This window comes from Amycolatopsis sp. cg9 (assembly GCF_041346945.1).
Lineage (GTDB): Bacteria > Actinomycetota > Actinomycetes > Mycobacteriales > Pseudonocardiaceae > Amycolatopsis.
On the sequence record NZ_CP166850.1, the window covers coordinates 8,707,278 to 8,725,363 of the forward strand.

At 73.7% G+C, this 18,086-nt stretch carries 18 protein-coding genes; 5 read left to right on the plus strand and 13 right to left on the minus strand.

Going from position 1 to position 18,086, the window contains the following annotated elements:
• Nucleotides 1–31: 31 nt before the first annotated feature.
• From AB5J73_RS40000 to AB5J73_RS40015, 4 genes are read right to left on the minus strand one after another with little or no spacing between them, the layout of a single operon-like run.
• The gene (locus AB5J73_RS40000; protein ID WP_370964168.1) at nt 32–346 is read right to left on the minus strand and encodes a DUF4387 domain-containing protein; all 315 of its coding nucleotides are present in this window, start codon (nt 344–346) and stop codon (nt 32–34) included.
• Entirely contained in the window at nt 339–1,703 is a 1,365-nt protein-coding gene (locus tag AB5J73_RS40005) for an acyclic terpene utilization AtuA family protein (RefSeq protein WP_370964170.1), read from the minus strand. The genes AB5J73_RS40000 and AB5J73_RS40005 overlap by 8 nt, the downstream gene beginning before the upstream one ends.
• 5 nt (nt 1,704–1,708) lie before the next feature.
• Nucleotides 1,709–2,647 carry a phosphoglycerate dehydrogenase gene (locus AB5J73_RS40010; protein WP_370964172.1) on the minus strand — a complete coding sequence of 313 codons (939 nt, stop codon included), beginning with the start codon at nt 2,645–2,647 and terminating at the stop codon, nt 1,709–1,711.
• On the minus strand, nt 2,644–3,912 hold the full coding sequence (locus AB5J73_RS40015; RefSeq protein ID WP_370964174.1) for an MFS transporter: 1,269 nt from the start codon (nt 3,910–3,912) through the stop codon (nt 2,644–2,646). The genes AB5J73_RS40010 and AB5J73_RS40015 overlap by 4 nt, the downstream gene beginning before the upstream one ends.
• 101 nt (nt 3,913–4,013) lie before the next feature.
• Here AB5J73_RS40015 and AB5J73_RS40020 point away from each other — a divergent pair, with 101 nt between their 5' ends.
• Complete coding sequence (locus AB5J73_RS40020; RefSeq protein WP_370964176.1) at nt 4,014–4,715, plus strand: GntR family transcriptional regulator; 702 nt, start codon at nt 4,014–4,016, stop codon at nt 4,713–4,715.
• Between the two features lie 9 nt (nt 4,716–4,724).
• Here AB5J73_RS40020 and AB5J73_RS40025 read toward each other — a convergent pair whose 3' ends face one another.
• Nucleotides 4,725–5,810, minus strand: coding sequence for a tartrate dehydrogenase (locus tag AB5J73_RS40025; RefSeq protein ID WP_370964178.1), 1,086 nt, complete (start codon nt 5,808–5,810; stop codon nt 4,725–4,727).
• Nucleotides 5,811–5,899: 89 nt separating this feature from the next.
• Here AB5J73_RS40025 and AB5J73_RS40030 point away from each other — a divergent pair, with 89 nt between their 5' ends.
• Complete coding sequence (locus AB5J73_RS40030) at nt 5,900–6,817, plus strand: LysR family transcriptional regulator (protein ID WP_370964180.1); 918 nt, start codon at nt 5,900–5,902, stop codon at nt 6,815–6,817.
• Here the strand turns inward: AB5J73_RS40030 and AB5J73_RS40035 are convergent.
• Genes AB5J73_RS40035 through AB5J73_RS40045 form a run of 3 tightly spaced genes read right to left on the minus strand, consistent with a single transcriptional unit; the run spans nt 6,789 to nt 10,081 of the window.
• Nucleotides 6,789–9,008 (minus strand): heavy metal translocating P-type ATPase, encoded by a 2,220-nt coding sequence (locus tag AB5J73_RS40035; RefSeq protein WP_370964182.1) that lies wholly within the window; start codon nt 9,006–9,008, stop codon nt 6,789–6,791. The two genes, AB5J73_RS40030 and AB5J73_RS40035, sit on opposite strands and share 29 nt — an antisense overlap.
• Nucleotides 9,009–9,026: 18 nt before the next feature.
• On the minus strand, nt 9,027–9,872 hold the full coding sequence (locus AB5J73_RS40040) for a hypothetical protein (protein ID WP_370964184.1): 846 nt from the start codon (nt 9,870–9,872) through the stop codon (nt 9,027–9,029).
• Between the two features lie 2 nt (nt 9,873–9,874).
• Nucleotides 9,875–10,081, minus strand: coding sequence for a heavy-metal-associated domain-containing protein (locus tag AB5J73_RS40045; RefSeq protein ID WP_370964186.1), 207 nt, complete (start codon nt 10,079–10,081; stop codon nt 9,875–9,877).
• Between the two features lie 120 nt (nt 10,082–10,201).
• Here AB5J73_RS40045 and AB5J73_RS40050 point away from each other — a divergent pair, with 120 nt between their 5' ends.
• Nucleotides 10,202–11,449: a prolyl oligopeptidase family serine peptidase gene (locus AB5J73_RS40050; protein ID WP_370964188.1), complete on the plus strand. Its 1,248-nt coding sequence runs from the start codon at nt 10,202–10,204 to the stop codon at nt 11,447–11,449.
• Here the strand turns inward: AB5J73_RS40050 and AB5J73_RS40055 are convergent.
• From AB5J73_RS40055 to AB5J73_RS40065, 3 genes are all read right to left on the minus strand, one after another.
• Entirely contained in the window at nt 11,436–12,071 is a 636-nt protein-coding gene (locus AB5J73_RS40055) for a response regulator (RefSeq protein ID WP_370964190.1), read from the minus strand. The genes AB5J73_RS40050 and AB5J73_RS40055 overlap by 14 nt on opposite strands.
• A gap of 118 nt (nt 12,072–12,189) precedes the next feature.
• Nucleotides 12,190–12,315 carry a hypothetical protein gene (locus AB5J73_RS40060; RefSeq protein WP_370964192.1) on the minus strand — a complete coding sequence of 42 codons (126 nt, stop codon included), beginning with the start codon at nt 12,313–12,315 and terminating at the stop codon, nt 12,190–12,192.
• The gene (locus AB5J73_RS40065) at nt 12,312–13,511 is read right to left on the minus strand and encodes a sensor histidine kinase (RefSeq protein WP_370964194.1); all 1,200 of its coding nucleotides are present in this window, start codon (nt 13,509–13,511) and stop codon (nt 12,312–12,314) included. Before AB5J73_RS40065 ends, AB5J73_RS40060 begins: the two co-directional genes overlap by 4 nt.
• A 191-nt stretch (nt 13,512–13,702) precedes the next feature.
• Here AB5J73_RS40065 and AB5J73_RS40070 point away from each other — a divergent pair, with 191 nt between their 5' ends.
• Together AB5J73_RS40070 and AB5J73_RS40075 are read left to right on the plus strand one after the other, a co-directional pair.
• Nucleotides 13,703–14,779, plus strand: a complete 1,077-nt coding sequence (locus AB5J73_RS40070) for an FtsX-like permease family protein (protein WP_370964196.1) — start codon at nt 13,703–13,705, stop codon at nt 14,777–14,779.
• Entirely contained in the window at nt 14,776–15,459 is a 684-nt protein-coding gene (locus tag AB5J73_RS40075) for an ABC transporter ATP-binding protein (protein WP_370964198.1), read from the plus strand. Before AB5J73_RS40070 ends, AB5J73_RS40075 begins: the two co-directional genes overlap by 4 nt.
• Nucleotides 15,460–15,471: 12 nt before the next feature.
• On the opposite strand, the gene AB5J73_RS40080 is transcribed toward AB5J73_RS40075, so the two are convergent.
• Both AB5J73_RS40080 and AB5J73_RS40085 read right to left on the minus strand, forming a co-directional pair.
• Complete coding sequence (locus AB5J73_RS40080; RefSeq protein ID WP_370964200.1) at nt 15,472–16,938, minus strand: BTAD domain-containing putative transcriptional regulator; 1,467 nt, start codon at nt 16,936–16,938, stop codon at nt 15,472–15,474.
• Nucleotides 16,935–18,083: a sensor histidine kinase gene (locus tag AB5J73_RS40085; RefSeq protein WP_370973469.1), complete on the minus strand. Its 1,149-nt coding sequence runs from the start codon at nt 18,081–18,083 to the stop codon at nt 16,935–16,937. Before AB5J73_RS40085 ends, AB5J73_RS40080 begins: the two co-directional genes overlap by 4 nt.
• Nucleotides 18,084–18,086 lie beyond the last annotated feature (3 nt).

Sequence of the window (18,086 nt, forward strand, 5' to 3'; positions counted from 1 at the left end):
GGCAGTCCTCGGGGACACCGGGCCGTCAGCCTTAGCGCACGGCCATCCTCGCCAGTGGCACGTGGTGCTGCCCCGCGTGCGTGTCCCGGTCCCGCAGCGAACCCTGGCTCACCGGGCGCGGGAACGAAATCTTCACGACGTTCAACGACGGGATCCGGAAGATCCGGATCGTCGCTTCGTCGACCCGGTACAGCGCCGCCACCACGCGCTCGTTCAGGAAATCTTCGTCCGCCGCCAAGCGGTAGCCGTCGGCGTCGCGCAGGAACAGTTCCAGCGTCACCCAGAACGGGCCGGCGTTCTTCGACCGGACCTCGTGGGCCAGGTCCGCCAAGGTTTTGTCAGGCACGGGTCGTCCCCTCGAACTCGATCCGGAACAGGTCCAGCGGCGCGCAGTCCACGACGTGGTTCAGCACGAACTCGTACGCCGCCCCGCGCTCGACCTCCGCCGGGGAGGACGGGAACGCGAAGCTCGGCAGGTAGCCCATCGAAGGCGTCGGCAGGTGCAGCATCAGCGGGTTGGCCACCTTCGCCACGGCCGTCGCGGTGGCCTGGTCGGGCGCGTTGACCAGCAGCATCACGCCGACCTCGCGCGGCGGCCCGCTCTCCGGTTCCAGCTCGCCCAGCACCGCGTTGTGGCCGTACAGCCGCAGGTCGAACGCGTACTCGCCGGCGGCGAGGCCCAGCGTCTGGCCCACCCGCCGGGTGATCAACGTGCGCATCAGCTCGGCCCACTCGTCGATGTCGGCCAGCACCAGCGGGTCGCGGATCGCCGAGAACGACATCGTCTCGTACCCGGTGATCCGCGCGCCCTCCAGCTTGATCGTGTACTGGTCGGCGACGTGGAACTTCGACCCGGTGACGCGGACGATCCGGTCGTCGACGGCCGTGTACTCCGCCTCGCGGACGTCGAGCGTGCCGTCGGGTTCGCGCATCTCGAACGGGTCCGCCGTCTCGTACAGCATGTGCGCGGCGACCAGGATCGGCGTGCACGCCGCACCCGGGTCGAGCGGCTCGATCGTGAAGCCGTCCGCGTCGATGGTCGCCAGGACGCCGCCCGCGCGCGGGTTGTCGGTGCACTGGCCGCCGCACTCGACGATCTTGGCCGCGTGCCACGTCGGGCCGGCCGGCATGCCCCGCATCAGCGGGTACGCGGCCGCCACCGCGGTGTCGGTCGCGCGGCCCGCCAGCACCACCTGCGCCCCCGCGCGCAGCGCCTCGACGATCGGTTCGTGGCCCATCGCGCCGACGACGTGCGTGCAGCTCTCCAGGGTTTCCGCGGCCAGTTCTCCCAGCGGGGGCAACGGGTGCACGCGGCCCGCGCCGAGGTGCTCCTTCAGCTCGGCCGCGTCCTGCTCGCTGTAGATCTTCGCGACCTTCAGGTCCAGGCCCTCCTCCGCGAGCACCTCGGCGGCGATCCCGGCGACCCAGTCGACGCCGGTGTCGGTCCCGCTCGTCCCGCACGAGCCCACGATCACCGGGATCCCGGCGCCCGCGGCGGCCGTGAACAGGCTGCGCAGGTCGCGTGCCACGGCCTTGGCGGTCGTCTTGGCCGTCGCGGCACCGAGGTAGTACGGGCCCGAGTCCGTCGACCCGCCGTCGATGCTGATGACGTCGGCGCCCAGTGCGATGCCGCGTTCGACCGTCGCGTGGTCCCAGCCGGCGCCGAGCATCCCGCTCGGTGCCAGCACGCGCACTTCGTCCATGTTCCTCATTCCGCTCCGTTCACGATGTGCCGGCCCCGGCCGTCCAGGGCCGCGACTAGTTCTTCGGCACCGCGCAGGCCCGCGGCCCGGCGCGCTTCGGCGGTCTGCCCGGCCAGGTGCGAGCAGACGACGATCCCGGCCACCCCGCGCAACGGACTGCCCGCGGGCAACGGCTCTTCACGCACGACGTCGAGCACCGCGCCCGCGATCTCGCCGGAGCACACGGCTTCGGCGAGCGCGTCCTCGTCGACGATCGCTCCCCGGGCCGTGTTGACCAGGAGCGCGGTCGGCTTCATCCGCTTGAAGGCCGCGGCGTCCAGGAGCCCGCGGGTGCGCTCGGTGAGCGACGTGTGCACCGAGACGTAGTCCGAAGTGGACAGCAGCTCGGGCAGCCCGGCGAACCGGACGTCCGGGCCGCGCAGGTTCGACGTGCAGACGACGGTCATCCCGAACGCGCGCGCCAGCGGCACGACCGCCCGCGCGGAAGCGCCGTACCCGATGAGCCCGAGGGTCGACCCGCGCAGTTCGTGCCCGTCCTCGCGCGGCCACTCCCCGCGTGCTACCCCGGACGCCGACTGCACGAGCCGCCGCGCCCCGGCGAGCAAAAGTCCCATGGTGTACTCGGCGACGGCGTTGGCGTTGACGCCGGGCAGATTGCTGACGCTGATCCCCCGGCGGGCGGCGGCTTCGACGTCGATGGAGTCGTAGCCGACGCCGGTCCGCACGATGACGCGCAGCTTCGGCGCGCGGGCCAGCACGCCCGCCGTCAGCGGCTCGTTGGCCACCAGCGCCGCGTCGATCCCGTCGAGCGCCTCGACCAGCTGCTCGGGGTCGCGCTTGCCGGCCATCGGCGCGTACACGGTTTCCAGCCCGGCGGCGCGCAGGTACTCGTCCACCTCGTCGCCGGGGCGCAGGTAGTCGGTGGTGACCAGGACCCGGCTCACCGGACGCGCCCGTCGGCGCGGCGCCGCTGCAGCACGGCGACGCGGGCGACCAGGAGCACCGCGATCGCCGTGACGAGCGCGATGTCGAGCAGCAGGAACGGCCAGCCGGTCAGGTCGACCATGCCGCCGACCAGCGCCGGCCCGAGGAACCCGCCGCCCGACCAGCCGACGGTGTAGAGGCCCGTGTAGGTCCCGAGCACCCGGGCCGAGGGCGCGAGGTTCCACAGCACGACCGCCGTGTTGACCATGAACGCCGCCGCGCCCGCGGCCGCCACGCACATCGCGATGATCGTGCCGGTGGGCGTCCGCACGACCGTGCCGAGCACCATGGCCGCGGCGAACACGGCCATCCCGGCCAGGATCACCCGCAGCCGGCCGAAGCGTTCGGCGAACAGCGCCACCGGGTAGGCGGCCGCGAGGAACGCCAGGCCGCTGGGCAGGGTGAGGCCGCCGGAGTCGCCGCGGGACATGCCGAGCGTCTCGATGCCGTAGTTGGTGACGAGGGAGCGCGACGCGAACCACGCGCCGCCGAACGCGAAGACGGCCAGGATGACCAGCAGCCGGCTGCGGTCGGTGTCGCGCAGGATGTCGAGCAGGACGTCCCGCATCCGCACCCGCGGAGAGTTTTCGGTGTGGCCGGCGCGATCTTCTTCGAGCGCGGCCTGGTAGGCCGGGGAGTCGCTGTCCCGCACCCGCCAGGCGAGCACGCCGATGGAGACCAGCATCAGGACCGCCGGGATCGCGAAGGACAGCTTCGGGAAGTCGTCGATGAGGAAGAGGCTGATCAGCGCGGCGACGATCACGGTGATGCTGGAGGCGATCTTGACCGCCGCGTTGGCCCGGCTGCGGCGTTCGGGGGCGATGAAGTCCGGGAGCAGCGACTCGGCGATCGGCTTGAACGAGTTCGCGACCAGCGCGTAGCCGAACATCACCACGACGAGCAGCGGCAGCGAGACCGCGGCGTGCGGGATGAGCACGAACAGCACGGCCGCCACCGGCATGCCGGCCACGAGGTACGGGATGCGCCGGCCCCACGCCGTCCGGGTGCCGTCCGAGCGGTTGCCCATCCACGGCTGGACGAAGATGCCGAGCAGGTTGTCCATGCCCATCAGCGCGCCGATGAGCGCGGCGCTGCCGACGTGCTCGCGCAGCAGCGGCGGGACCTGCGAGTCGTAGAGGTTCCACGTCGACTCCTGCGCGAAGACCGCCAGAGCCACGAAGAACGTGATGCGTCCGGGCCGGACGCGCGGGGTGGTCAACGTCATCGTCGGCACCTTCCCTTGGACATGGCGGCCACCGTACTTTTGCTATAGCAAGATGGTCAATAGTTGCAAAAGAGTTTTGCGATGGCCAGTAGGCTGGACGCATGATGGGCGAGACACTGCAGACCGACACGCTGGCCGACCGCGTGTACCGGGCCCTCCGCGACGCGATCACCACCGGCGAGCTGCGCCCGGGCCAGAAGGTCACCGAACGCGGGTTCGCCGAGCGGCTGTCGGTCAGCCCGACGCCGGTGCGCGAAGCCATCCGGCGCCTCGAACAGGACGGCCTCCTCGAGCGGTCCGGCCCGCGCACGGTCAAGGTCGCGATGTTCGGCGGCGTCGCCGTCCAGGACCTCGCCGAGGTCGAGGTCGGCCTGCGCGGCATGGTGGCCCGCTTCGCCGCCCGGCACGCCACGCCCGAGCAGCTGGCCGGGCTCGACGCGATCCTCGACGAGGCCGACGACCTGCTCATCCTCATCCAGCAGCGCCACGGGTCCGGGCAGGACGTCGAGAAGCACGTCGGCCGGCTCTTCGACGCCATGCAGCGCTTCAACGCCCTCGTCGAGTCGTGCGCCGGCAACCCGGTGCTCGTCCGCCTCCTCGACCAGACCCGGGTGTTCTCCTACCCGGAGCGGCGCTCGCGGGTGCTCGAACGCGTCAGCGTCGACGAGACGTTCGGCCTCGACCGCTACCGGACCCACCGCGCGCTCGTGCACGCCCTGCGGGCCGGCGACTCGGCGCAGGCCGAAGCGCTCGTGCTCGAAGACGCCCGGGGCGGCCTCGGCGACCTGCTCGCGGGCTCCTGAGCCGAGCGGTCACGCGGCTCGCGGCCCGGCGGCGATCCGCTCGGCGATCGCCGTCCCGAGGCCCTCGGTCGTCCCCGGGCCGCCGAGGTCGGGGGTCAGCACCTCCGGCCGCTCGGCGAGCACGCCTTCGATCGCCGCGACGACCCCGGCGGCGGCTTCCGGTTCGCCGAGGTGGTCGAGCAGCATCGCACCGCTCCAGATCTGGCCGATCGGGTTGGCGATCCCCCGGCCGGCGATGTCCGGGGCCGATCCGTGGACCGGCTCGAACAGGCTCGGCCAGGTGCGGTCCGGGTTGATGTTGGCGCTCGGGGCGATCCCGATCGTGCCGGTGCACGCGGGCCCGAGGTCGGAGAGGATGTCGCCGAAGAGGTTGCTGGCCACCACGACGTCGTAGGTTTCCGGGCTCAGCACGAACTTGGCCGCGAGGATGTCGATGTGGTCCTTGGCCGCGGTCACCCCCGGGTACCGGGCGGCCATCGCGGCCGCGCGCTCGTCCCAGTACGGCATCGAGATCGAGATCCCGTTGCTCTTGGTCGCCCACGTCAGCCGCTTGCGCGGCCGGGCCGCGGCGAGGTCGAAGGCGTAGCGCAGTACGCGGTCCACGCCGGTGCGGGTCATCACCGTCTCCTGCAGCACCGTCTCCCGGTCGGTGCCTTCGAAGATCCGGCCGCCGATGCTGGAGTACTCGCCCTCGGTGTTCTCCCGGACGACGAGGAAGTCGATGTCCCCGGGCCCGTGACCGCGCAGCGGGGCGCGCACCCCGCGCAGCAGCCGGACCGGCCGCAGGTTCACGTACTGGTCGAACCCGCGGCGGAACTTCAGCAGGCTGCCCCACAGCGACACGTGGTCGGGCACCACGTCCGGCCACCCGACCGCGCCGAAGAAGATCGCGTCGAAACCGGAAAGGATCTCCCGCCAGTCCGGCGGCAGCATTTCACCGTGCGCCAGCCAGTAGTCCGCGGAGGCGAAATCGAACTCCGTCGTCTCGAGCCCGAAGCCGTGGACGTCGGCCGCGGCACGCAGGCAGCGCACGCCTTCCGGGACGACCTCCCGCCCGATGCCGTCGCCGGGGATGACCGCGATGCGGTGGTTCACGGAACGCTCCTCGCAGTAGGGGTCCCGCCACTGTGGACGGCGGCCCGGCACCCCGGCAAGAACGCTCGCGGCAACCTATCCTTTCTCCCATGGAAAGACTCGACGACCTCGCGTTCTTCCACGTGGTCGCGGTCAGCGAGACGCTCACCGCCGCCGCGCGCGAGCTGGACGTGTCGCTGCCGGTGGTCAGCAAACGCCTGAAAGCGCTGGAAGAACGGCTCGACGTCCGGCTGGTGCACCGCGGCGCGCGGCGGCTCGCCCTGACCGCCGAGGGCGAGCTCTACGCCGCGCGCGTCGAGGCGATCCTCGACCAGGTGCGGGAGCTCGACGACCTGGTCGGCCACCGCGCCGGCGACCTGCGCGGCCCGATCGTCGTCCAGGCGACCCCCGGGCTGGGCCGCGCGCACGTCGCGCCCCTCATCGGCGAGTTCACCGCGCGGCACCCGCTGGTGCGCGTCCGGCTCCACACCTCGGCGCTGCCGCTGCGGCCGCACCGGCGCGAGTTCGACCTCGCCGTGCACGTCGGGACGCCGCCGGACTCGACGCTGCGGATGCGCCGCCTGGCCCGCAACCGCCGGGTGCCGTGCGCGGCACCGTCCTATTTGGACCTTCGCGGGATCCCCGGACGGATCGAGGACCTCGCCGGGCACGACTGCATCGTGCTGCGCGAGAACGAGGGCGACTTCGCCGTGTGGCGCTTCGGCGGTGCCGCCCACCCCCGGCAGGTGCGGGTGCGCGGCAGCCTGGCGAGCAACGACGGCGACATCGTCACGGACTGGGCGCTGCGGGGCCGCGGGATCGTGATGCGCTCGGAATGGCAGGTCCGGCCCCACCTGGACAGCGGCGCACTGGTGCGGGTGCTGCCCGGCGTGCCGACCCCGCCCGCCGACATCTACGCCCTGCTGGCCGACGACGCCCACATCCCGCGCCGGACCAGCGAACTGGTCGCCCACTTGGCGGCCCGGTTACCGGACGCGATCACGGCCTCGCGGCGCCCGAGCCGGTGAAGCCGCGCAGCCGCAGGCTGTTGCCGACCACGAAGAGCGAGCTGAACGCCATTGCCGCGCCCGCGATCATCGGGTTCAGCAGGCCGGCCGCGGCCAGTGGGAGCGCCGCCAGGTTGTACGCGAAGGCCCAGAACAGGTTGCCCTTGATCGTCCGCAGTGTGCGGCGGGACAGGCGGATCGCGTCGGTGGCCGCGCGCAGGTCGCCGCGGACCAGGGTGATGTCGCTCGCCTCGATCGCGACGTCCGTGCCGGTGCCCATGGCCAGCCCGAGGTCGGCCTGGGCCAGCGCCGGTGCGTCGTTGACGCCGTCGCCGACCATGGCGACCACCTTGCCTTCGTCCTGCAGCCGCTTGACGACGTCGAGCTTGTCCGCGGGCAGCACCTCGGCGATCACCTCGGCGATCCCGACCTCCGCCGCCACCGCACGGGCCGCGGCCGCGTTGTCCCCGGTCAGCAGCACCGGGGTCAGCCCCAGCGCGCGGAGCTGCGCGACCGCTTCGGCCGACGTCGGCTTCACCGTGTCGGCGACCACCAGGACGCCGCGGGCCGCGCCGTCCCAGGCCACCGCGACCGCGGTGTGCCCGCGTTCCTCGGCCGCCGCCTTCACCGCGGCCAAACCTGCGGGTAGCGGCCGGCCCCACTCCTCGAGCAGGGCCGCGCGGCCCACGAGGACCGCCTGGCCGTCGACGATCCCTTGCACGCCAAGGCCTGCCACGTTCGTGAAGTCCTCGACGGCGGGGAGGTCGGCGCGCTCGCGGGCGCCGCGGGCGATGGCCGCCGCGATCGGGTGCTCCGACGCGTCCTCCACCGCGCCCGCCAGCCGCAGCAGCTCGGCCTCGTCGACCCCCTCGGCCGCGTGCACGCCGGTCAGCGTCATGCGTCCCGCGGTCACCGTGCCGGTCTTGTCCAGCACCACGGTGTCGACGCGGCGGGTGGACTCCAGCACCTCCGGGCCCTTGATCAGCACCCCGAGCTGGGCGCCGCGGCCGGTGCCGACGAGCAGCGCCGTCGGCGTGGCCAGGCCGAGCGCGCACGGGCAGGCGATGATCAGCACCGCGACCGCCGCGGTGAAGGCGGCCGCAGTGCCGGCGCCGGTACCGAGCCAGAAGCCGAGCGTGGCGACCGACAGCCCGATGACGATCGGCACGAACACCCCGGACACCCGGTCGGCCAGGCGCTGGACCTCGGCCTTGCCGCTCTGGGCGTCCTCGACGAGCTTGGCCATCCGCGCCAGCTGCGTGCCGGCGCCGACCCGGGTGGCCCGCACGACCAGCCGGCCGCCGGCGTTGACGGTCGCGCCGGTGACCGCGTCGCCTTCCCCGACCTCGACGGGCACCGGCTCGCCGGTGAGCATCGAGGCGTCGACGGCGGACTTGCCTTCTTCCACGACGCCGTCGGTGGCGATCTTTTCGCCCGGCCGCACGACGAACCGGTCCCCCACCGCCAGTTCGGCCGTCGGGATCCGGACTTCGGCGCCGCCCCGCAGCACGGCGACGTCCTTCGCGCCGAGGTCCAGCAGCGCCCGGAGCGCGGCACCCGCGCGGCGCTTGGCGCGTGCCTCGAAGTAGCGGCCGGCCAGGATGAACGTCGTGACGCCCGCGGCGACTTCGAGGTAGATGTCGCCCGCCCCGTCCGACGGCGCGATCGTCAGCTCGAACGGGTGCACCATCCCCGGTGTCCCGGCCGTGCCGAACAGCAGGGCCCACAGCGACCACGCGAACGCGGCCAGCACGCCCATCGACACCAGGGTGTCCATGGTCGCGGTGCCGTGCCGCAGGTTCGCCGATGCCGCCCGGTGGAACGGCCACGCGCCCCAGGTGACCACCGGCGCCGCCAGCGTCAGCGAGATCCACTGCCAGTAGGTGAACTGCAGCGCCGGGACCATCGCGAGCAGGATCACCGGGACCGCGAGCGCGGCGCTGGCGATCAGGCGCTGCCGCAGCGGCCGCGCCGGGTCGTCCCCGGCCGGTTCGGGTTCGTCCGGCCGGGGCAGCGTCGCCTGGTACCCGGCGGCTTCGACCGTGGCCACCAGCGTGGCCGGGTCGACGCCCCCGGGCGCGTGCACCCGCGCTTTTTCGGTGGCGTAGTTGACCGACGCGGTGACGCCGTCGAGCTTGTTGAGCTTGCGTTCGATGCGGTTGGCGCAGGACGCGCAGGTCATCCCACCGATCGCGAGTTCGATCTCGGTCATGATCGTCTCCTTCCGCGGTCAGTGGCCGGTGCTGAGGGTGAACTCGGCGGTCCGCACGACGCCGCCGTGCCGGAAGTCGAGGAACAGCCGGTAGGTCCCGGCGCTGGGGACCTCGGCGGCGAACCGCACCCGGGGGCCGGCACCGGGTTCGCCGTCGGGGTGGACGTGCAGGTAGGCGAGGTCGCCTTCGCGCAGCGCGACCAGGTGCCCGTAGGCGCCGAGGTAGGGCTGCAGGTCGGTGACCGGAACGCCGTCGCGGCTGACGGTCAGCGCCAGGGGCGACGTCTTCCCCGCGGTCAGGTCGCCGGTGAGCTCGACGGTGTAGCCGTCGACCCGGGCCGTGCGGCTGGGCGCGTACGTCACCGGCCGGTAGTCCCCGGCGACGGACAGGTCGGCGCCGAGGGTCATCGGCTTGCCGCCGGTGGGCGCGAAGTCGGCGAACGCGCGGTAGGACCCGGCGGCGGGCAGCGTCAAGGGAACGCTCCACGTGCCGTCCGGGGCCAGGTCGGGGTGGATGTGGCGGAAGCCGGCGGTGTCGCGGCGGACCACGATGAGGTGCAGCTTCTTCTCGTGCTCGACGTCGAACGCGGTGACGGGCCTGCCGTCCGGGCCGGTGATCGTGAACGAGAACCGGCCCGCTTCCGGCGACGCGCCGGCGGGGACGAAGGTGTAGCCGGCCGCGCTCGCGGCGAGGCCGCCCGGCAGTTCTTCGACCGCGGCCATTTCCGTGGCCATTTCCGCGTGCTCCGAGGGTTCCCCGGTCGCGGCGGCGACCGGGCCGGTCGCGGTCCCGGCGGCGAACCCGCCGGCGGCGAGGAGGGCGAGCGCTCCCCCGAACGCGGCGAGCCGTGCTGTGGTGTTCATGGCTACTTCCCGGCGAAGGTGTAACCGGCTTCCTCGACGGCGGCGCGGATCCGCGCGTCTTCGAGGACCCGGCTGCTGGTGACGGTGACGGCTCCGGTGGGCAGGTCGACGACGACGTCGGTGACGCCGTCGACCGCGCGGACCTCTTCGCTGACCGAAGCCACGCAGTGCGCACAGGTCATGCCGGTCACGGTGTAAGTGCTTTCCATGCGCCTGAAGATACCCCTACGGGGTATGGGTTTCAAGTGGCCCGCGTCACCTCGGGGTGCTGGCGGCCGCCGGGCATCTGCGTGACGATGGAACCGCTTTCATCGGACAAGGGAGTTCGCATGGTCAAAGCGTTCAGCCGGCGCACCGTCCTGATCACGGGCACCGGAATCACCGCCGGACTCGCGTTCCCCGGCGTCGCCGGGGCCACTCCGGCCGGCCGCGTGGGGTTCGGCCTCGACGCCGAAACGCTCGACGGCGGCGAGCAGATCACCTCGCTCACCCTCGCCACCACCCGGTTCGGGCCGATCGACCCGGCGAGCCTCACCACCACGACGTTCAGCGTGCACGCCAAGGCCACCAGCCCGATCGACACCGGCGGCCAGGACATCGGCTACGAACTCGACCGGCCGGTCACCGCGGCGCGGCTCGACCGCCACGGGAACATCGTGCTGCACCTGAGCCACGGCGAAGGCCAGACCGGCGGCGGCACCCTCGGCTACATCAACGGCAAGGGCCGCAACGTCCGCCTGGACCTCGCCTACACCGTCACGCAGCACGCGCCCGTCCGGCTCCGGCACGGCCGGCCGGTCACCTTCAGCGGATTCACCCAGGGCCGCCTGGCCAACCCCGAAGTCGACGCCTTCACCTACCACGCCTCGCGTTCCGGCATGAAGTACCGGCTGTACGCACCCTCGGAGCGGCGCGGCAGGCGCCCCTTGATCGTCTGGCTCCACGGCGGCGGGGAAGGCGCTTCCCTGCCCGACGGCTACTACGACAACGAAACCACGTTGCGCGCCAACCGCGGTGCGCTGGGCTTCACCACCCGGGAAGCCCAGGCGGTCTTCGAAAGCGCTTACGTCGTGGCCCCGCAATGCACCGCCGCGTGGATGGACGACGGCCCCCGCTTCGCCCCGCTCATCCACGAAGTCATCCAGGACGTCCGGCGCACGCACCCGATCGACCCTGCGCGTGTCCACGTCACCGGCTGCAGCAACGGCGGCTACATGACCATGAAGATGACCACCGTCCACCCCACGGCGTTCGCCTCCTCGGTCCCGATCTGCGGCGTCGTCGCCGGCCGGCAGGCGGGCGACCCGCCGTTGATCCCCGACCCCGAGCTGACCGCGATCCGCACGCCCACGTGGCTCATCGCCTCGCGCGACGACGACACGGTCGACCCGCAGGCCAACTCCGTCCACGCGCACGACCTCATCCCGCGCGCCGAGCTGACGCTCTACGACCAGGTCGTGTGGAACGGCCACCGGTTCCCCGGCCACTGGTCGTGGATCTACGCCGCCCGCAACGACCCGAGCACCCGGGGCACCCACCTGTGGCAGTGGATGGCGCGGAAGGTCAGCGGCGGATGAGACCGAGGTCCGTCGCGGCCGCGACGGCCGCCGTGCGCGAGTCGACGCCGAGCTTGGTGTAGCAGCGCGCCAGGTGCGACTTCACCGTGCCTTCGGTGAGGTGCAGGCGCGCGGCGATGGCCCGGTTGGACAACCCGTCGGCGACCAGGGCGAGCACCTCGATCTCCCGCCGGGTCACCGCCACACCGGGCCGGCGCATCCGGTCCAGGAGCCGGTCGGCGACGGTGGGCGCCAGGGTGGTGCGCCCGGCCGCGGCGGTGCGCACCGCCGCGGCCAGGTCTTCGGGCAGCGCGTCCTTGAGCAGGTACCCGGTGGCGCCGGCCTGGATGGCGGGCAGGGTGTCGGCGTCGGTGTCGTAGGTGGTGACGATCAGGACCCGCGGCGCCCCGGCCCGCGCGGTGATCGCCGCGGTGGCTTCGGCACCGGTCATCCCGGCACCGAACTGCAGATCCATGAGGACGACGTCGATGTCCCCACCGGCGGCCCGGGCCACGGCGGCTTCGGCGGTCGCGGCCTCGGCGACCACGAGGAGGCCGGGTTCGGTCTCAAGGACTGCGCGCAGTCCCGCCCGCACCACGGGGTGGTCGTCGGCCAACAGCAGGCGGATCGGGGTGCCGGTCACGGGCGAACCTCCGGCCGGCTCTCGACGGACCGGGCCACGACGAAGCCGAGCCCGGGCACCAACACCGCACGCACCACCGGGTGATCGTCGGCCAACAACAAACGGATCGGGCTACCGCTCACCGGCGAACCTCCGGCCGGCTCTCGACGGACCGGGCCACGACGAAGCCGAGCCCGGGCACCAACACCGCACGCACCACCGGGTGATCGTCGGCCAACAACAAACGGATCGGGCTACCGCTCACGGGCGAACCTCCGGCTGGCTCTCGGCGGGCCGGGCCACGGGAAGCCGGGCGGCCAGCGCGGTGCCCTCGCCGGGCGTGGACTCGACGGTGAACGCGCCGCCCAGTGCGCGGGTGCGGGCGCGCATGGCCGCCAGCCCGAACCCGCCTTCGCCGGGATCGGGTACCGGCAGCCCGCCGGGGTCGAAGCCGGTGCCGTCGTCGACGACGTCGAGGGCTACCTCGTCGCCGAGGTAGCTCAACGTGACCTCGGCGGTGGTGGCGCCGGCGTGCCGGACGGTGTTGGCGAGCGCCGCCTGGGCGATGCGCAGCAATGCCACCTCGTGGGCGGTCGGCAGCGGTGCCGGGTCGCCGGTGAGGTGGAAGCGCGCGGTGATCCGGTGGCGGGTGCTGGTGGTGGCGCACAGGCGTTCCAGCGCGCCCGCGAGCGTGGTGCCGTCGAGCGACGGCGGGCTGAGGGCGGCGACGAAGCGGCGTGCTTCGGCGAGGTTGTCCGCGGCGGCCTGGCGAGCCTGCTCCACGTAGCGGGCGGCGTTCCCCGGCGGATCGGGCAGGGACCGCCCGGCGGCGCGCAGCAGCAGTTGGATGCTGGACAGCCCCTGGGCGAGGGTGTCGTGGATCTCGCGGGCCAGGCGTTCCCGTTCGGCCAGCACCCCGGCGGTGTGCTGGGCCTCGGCCAGGTCGGCGCGGGCCGCGGTGAGCTCCTCGATCAGGCGCCGCCGTCGTTCGCTCTCCTGGTACAGCGCCTGGTAGCCCCACACCACGGCGACCGCGACCGCCGCGCCGAGCGCCGGGCCGATCGCGGCGGCCGGGGTGACGGTGTCCTGGTGCGCGGCGAAGGCCGCGATCGCGGTCAGCGCCGTGGCGAGCACCGCGAGCAGGCCCGCCCGGCGGGACAGCAGGTGGAGCTGGAGGAAGTACAGCGGGAAGGCGACCCACACCCCGTCGGCGGTCAGGACGACCAGGACCAGCCACCCGGCGCCGACGGCCCCCAGCCACCCCGCGGCGGCCCGCCGGGACGCGCGGACCGGCGGGAGGAGCGGCCCGGCCGCGTACACCACCGCGCAGGCCACCGCGGCCGCGACGACCGCACCGGCCCGCGGCTGCCCGCCCGCCACCGCCCGCGCCGCCGCCAGCACGAGCAGGGCGACGAGCAGCAGGTGCAGGCACCAGGTCAGCACCCGGCTGGTCGGGGTCAAGGCAGGAGCGGCGGCGTTCACAGTGCGTCCAGGCTACGGAGCCGCGGCGGGAACCACCTCTATCGAAAGGGGGAACCCGCGCCCCGTCGTCCGGCCCGGGAAGTGCCGTCCGCCGCCGGATGCCCCACCCGGGCGCCGGGGGCGACGCTGGAGGGACCCGCTTCCCCTTCCGGAAAGGACAGTCCGAGGCCGTGTTCGTCGCCTGGAGAGACCTGAAATTCGCCAAGGGGCGCTTCGCCCTGATGGGGACCGTCATCGTGCTGATCACCCTGCTGGTCGGCCTGCTGTCCGGGCTGACCGCCGGACTCGGCGAGCAGAACGTCTCCGCCGTCACCGGCCTGCCCGCCGACCGGATCGCCTTCGCCGCCCCCGGCGACGGCCAGGACCTGTCCTACGCCGACTCCACCGTCACCGAGGCGCAGTGGCGGCAGTGGTCCGCCGCGCCGGGGGTCACCGGTGCCGAACCGCTGGGCATCACCACCACCAAGGCCGCGGCCGGCGGCCGGAGCGCCGGCGTCTCCGTGTTCGGCGTCCGGCCCGGATCCCCGCTCGCCCCGGACAGCGGCGAGCTCACCGCGCACGCCGCGGTCCTGTCCGCCCCGGCCGCCGCCGGCCTGGGGGTCCGCTCCGGCGACCGCGTCACCCTGGCCGGCCGGCAGCTGACCGTGGCCGCGGTCTCCGGCGACGCCTCCTTCAGCCACACCCCCGTCGTCTGGACCACCCTCGACACCTGGCGGGCGATCGCCCCGCCGACCGGCGGCGACGCGACCGTGATCGCCCTGACCACCACCGCCGGCGCCGACGTCGCGGCCACCGACCACGCCGCCGGCACCAGGACGGTCGCCCGGGACGATTCCCTGTCCGCGATCGGCTCCTACCGGTCCGAAAACGGTTCCCTGCAGCTGATGCGCGGTTTCCTGTTCGCCATCTCCGCGCTGGTGATCGGCGCCTTCTTCACCGTCTGGACGATCCAGCGCAGCGGCGACATCGCCGTCCTCAAGGCGCTGGGCGCCACCACGGCCGTGCTGCTCAAGGACGCGCTGGGCCAAGCCGTCGTCCTGCTCGGCGGCGGCACCCTGGTCGGCACCGGGCTCGCCGCCGCACTCGGAGCCGCGCTCGCCGGCTCCGCGGTCCCCTTCGTCCTCACCCCCGCCACCGTGCTGGTCCCGGCCGCCGTGCTGGTCCTGCTCGGCGGGCTCGGCGCGGCGCTCGCCGTCCGCCGGCTCACCTCCGTCGACCCGCTGACCGCCCTGGGAAGTGCCCGATGAGCCTCACCCTGACCGACGTCACCCTCACCTACCCCGACGGCGACACCCGCCTGACCGCGCTCGACCGGGTCAGCCTGGACGTCCCGCGCGGCAGCCTGACCGCGGTGGTCGGCCCGTCGGGGTCCGGCAAGTCCAGCCTGCTGGCCGTCGCCGCCACCCTGATCACCCCCGACTCCGGGACCGTCACCGTCGACGGCACGGCGGCCACCGGCCTGACCCGCCGCGAGCGCACCGATCTGCGCCGGCACCGGATCGGCATCGTCTTCCAGCAGCCGAACCTGCTGCCCGCGCTCACCGCCGCCGAACAGCTCCAGGTCATGGCCCGGATCGGCGGGCGCTCCCCGGCGAAGGCCCGCACCCGCGCGCTGGACCTGCTCGACGCCGTCGGCCTCGCCGCCCAGGCGGGCCGCCGCCCGCACCAGCTCTCCGGCGGCCAGCGCCAGCGCGTGAACATCGCCCGCGCCCTGATGAACGAGCCCACGGTCCTCCTGGTCGACGAACCCACCAGCGCCCTCGACCACGACCGCGGGGCCGCCGTCATCGACCTCCTCACCCGCCTCACCCACCAGCGGGCGACCGCGACGGTCCTGGTCACCCACGACCGCGCCCACCTCACCGCGGCCGACCGGATCGCCGAAGTCCACGACGGCCGCCTGCGCCTCGCGGCGGCGACCGGCTGAGACCCGCGGCGGTTACGCGAACCCGAGCGACCGGTCGTCGCCTTCGAGCACCGCCGTGCGGGTGCGGGTCAGTTCCGCGCCGGGTTCGACCGCGAAATCGCGCACCAGCCGGTCGTGGACCCGCTGGTACACCGCCAAGGCGTCGGTCCGCAGGCCGCGGGCGTACAGCGCGCGCATCAGCAGCGCCGCGATCGGTTCGCGGTGGGGATGGGCCGCGAGCACGGTCGACAGCTCGTCCGCGGCCGAGGCGTACCGGCCCAGGCGCAGCTGCGAGTCCGCTTTCCGCTGCGCCAGGGAAAGCCGGTGTTCCCGCAGCCGCAGCCGCTCGCCCTCGGCGAAGGGGCCGGGCAGGCCCGCGAGCGGTTCGCCCTGGAAGAGCCCGATGGCGTCCGCGCAGAGCTCGGCCGCGGTGGCCAGGTCGCCGGTGCCGGCGGCCGCTTTCGCTTCCTGGTCGAGCTCCCGCAGGCGCGTGAGGTCGGTCCGGACGCCGTCGCTCGCGAACAGGTAACCCGCGCGGCCGCGGCGGATCACCGACTCCTTGCTGGTTTCGTGGGCCGCGCGCAGGCAGGAACGCAGCCGCAGCACGTACGTCGGCAGCACGCCGGTGCCGGTTCCCGGTGGTTCGAGGCCCCAGACGTCGTCGAGGAGCCCGTGGTCGGTGACCACGACGTCCGGGCGCAGCAGCAGGGCGGCCAGCAGGGCCTGCTGGCGCACCGGGCCGAGGTCGAGGGCGGCCGTGCCCCGCCACGCCCGCAACGGACCGAGCACCGAAAACCGCAGCCTCGCCGCCGGCGGCCGGGGCGCGGGGGCCGGGGGGCCGGCGGTGGTCCGGGCGGCCGTCACGATGCCGTGGTCGAAGGCGTACACGACCGCCGCGGCCCGGTCGCGCAGGCCGAGTTCCTTCAGGAGGCGGGCGAACCGGGTCTTCACCACCGATTCGGAAAGGCCGAGCGTGCCGGCGATTTCGGCGTCGGTGCCGCCCCGGCCGGCGGCGCGCAGCAGCTCGAGGTGTTCCGGGGTCAGCGATCCCGGCGCCGGCTCGGGGTGCGCGGCCGCGTGCCGGTAGGCGGTGAGCACGCGGGCGGTGACGGCGACGTCGAGCCACGCGTCGCCCGCGGCGACGGCGCGGACGGCCCGGATCAGGTCCTCGGCGGGCGAGTCCTTCAGGACGTAACCGACCGCGCCCGCCCGCAGCACGCCCGCGAGCAGCTCGTCGTCGTCGAACGTGGTCAGGGCCAGCACCGGCGGCCGGGCGCCGGTCCGGCGCAGCCGCCGGGTCGCTTCGATCCCGTCGACGTGCTTCATCCGCAGGTCCATGACGACGACGTCGGCTTCGGCCGCGGCGAGGGCCGCCGGTACTTCGGCGCCGTCGCCGCATTCGCCGACGATGGTGAACCCGTCGCGCTCGCGCAGGATCCGGCGCAGGCCGGAGCGCACCAGCTCCTGGTCGTCGACCAGCAGCACCCGGATCGCGGTCACCGGGCCACCCCGGCCGGGGGAACGGCGAGGTCGACGAGCCAGTCGCCGCCGTCGGGCCCGGTGCGCAGGCGGGCGCCGATCTGTTCGGCCCTGGCCGCCATCCCGGTCAGGCCCGAGCCGTCGGCGGCGAACTCGGCCGGGCGGTCGGGCAGGGTGTTGCGGACGATGAGGCGGACCTCGTTCCGGCCGACGTGCAGCCGGATCCGGGCGGTGCTGCGCGGGGCGTGCTTGGCGATGTTCGCGAGCGACTCCTGCGTGATGCGGTAGAGCGTGAGCCCGGCCAGGTCGGGCACGTCGGCGGCGTCGCCCTCCTGCTCGAAGTGGATGTCGAGGCCGGCCCCGCGGGTGTGGTCGACCAGGTCGGCGATGTCACCGGCCCCCGGCAGCGTGTGCCGTTCGGCCGGGGAGTGCGAGAGCAACCGGACCGTGCGGCGGATGTCGGTCATCGCCGCCCGCCCCACCCGTTCGGCCTCGGTGAGCCCTTCGATCGCTTCGTCGACGTCGCGGTCCTGCTGCAGCGCGCGCCGGGCGCCGGTCAGGTGCAGCAGCGTGATGCTGAGCGAGTGGGCCACGACGTCGTGCACCTCGCGGGCGATGCGCTGGCGTTCGGTCAGGATCGTGTGCTCCCGCTCGGCCACCCGGCCGGCGCGCTCGGCGGCCAGCGCGCGGACGTACCAGCGGAGCATGAAGCCGCCGGAGTGCCCGAGCAGCACCGCGGCCAGGTACACCGCCGCCCCGGTCAGCCCGGGCCCGGCCGCCGCCCAGCCGAGCACCGCGAGGTCGAGACCGAGGAACAGGAACGCGACCGCGGGCCGGGCGATCGAGGCCACCTCGGCGGCCAGCACCACGAGCACGATCGGCGCGAAGTCCGGCAGGCGCGGTTCGGTCAGCAGGATCGCCACCGCGGCGGCCACCGTGACGCACTTGGTCCACACGGGCAGGATCCGGCCGGTGCCCAGCCAGGCCAGGCTGGTCGCCGCGACGAGCAGCACGACCAGGACGAGCACGAGCGGCGGCAGCACCCCCGCCCGCTGGGTGACGGCGGTGGCGGTCAGCAACGCGGTGAACGCGTTGGTGCAGACCGCCACCCACCACGGCAACGCGATCCGGGACTGGGCGAGACTCGCTTCCAGCTTTTCCCGCATCTT

Excerpts from the sequence above, each read along its gene's own strand:
- AB5J73_RS40005 (WP_370964170.1), bottom strand. The coding sequence starts at position 1,703 with ATGGACGAAGTGCGCGTGCTGGCACCGAGCGGGATGCTCGGCGCCGGC.
- AB5J73_RS40015 (WP_370964174.1), bottom strand. The coding sequence starts at position 3,912 with ATGACGTTGACCACCCCGCGCGTCCGGCCCGGACGCATCACGTTCTTC.
- AB5J73_RS40020 (WP_370964176.1), top strand. The coding sequence starts at position 4,014 with ATGATGGGCGAGACACTGCAGACCGACACGCTGGCCGACCGCGTGTAC.
- AB5J73_RS40030 (WP_370964180.1), top strand. The coding sequence starts at position 5,900 with ATGGAAAGACTCGACGACCTCGCGTTCTTCCACGTGGTCGCGGTCAGC.
- AB5J73_RS40035 (WP_370964182.1), bottom strand. The coding sequence starts at position 9,008 with ATGACCGAGATCGAACTCGCGATCGGTGGGATGACCTGCGCGTCCTGC.
- AB5J73_RS40040 (WP_370964184.1), bottom strand. The coding sequence starts at position 9,872 with ATGAACACCACAGCACGGCTCGCCGCGTTCGGGGGAGCGCTCGCCCTC.
- AB5J73_RS40045 (WP_370964186.1), bottom strand. The coding sequence starts at position 10,081 with ATGGAAAGCACTTACACCGTGACCGGCATGACCTGTGCGCACTGCGTG.
- AB5J73_RS40050 (WP_370964188.1), top strand. The coding sequence starts at position 10,202 with ATGGTCAAAGCGTTCAGCCGGCGCACCGTCCTGATCACGGGCACCGGA.
- AB5J73_RS40075 (WP_370964198.1), top strand. The coding sequence starts at position 14,776 with ATGAGCCTCACCCTGACCGACGTCACCCTCACCTACCCCGACGGCGAC.
- AB5J73_RS40085 (WP_370973469.1), bottom strand. The coding sequence starts at position 18,083 with ATGCGGGAAAAGCTGGAAGCGAGTCTCGCCCAGTCCCGGATCGCGTTG.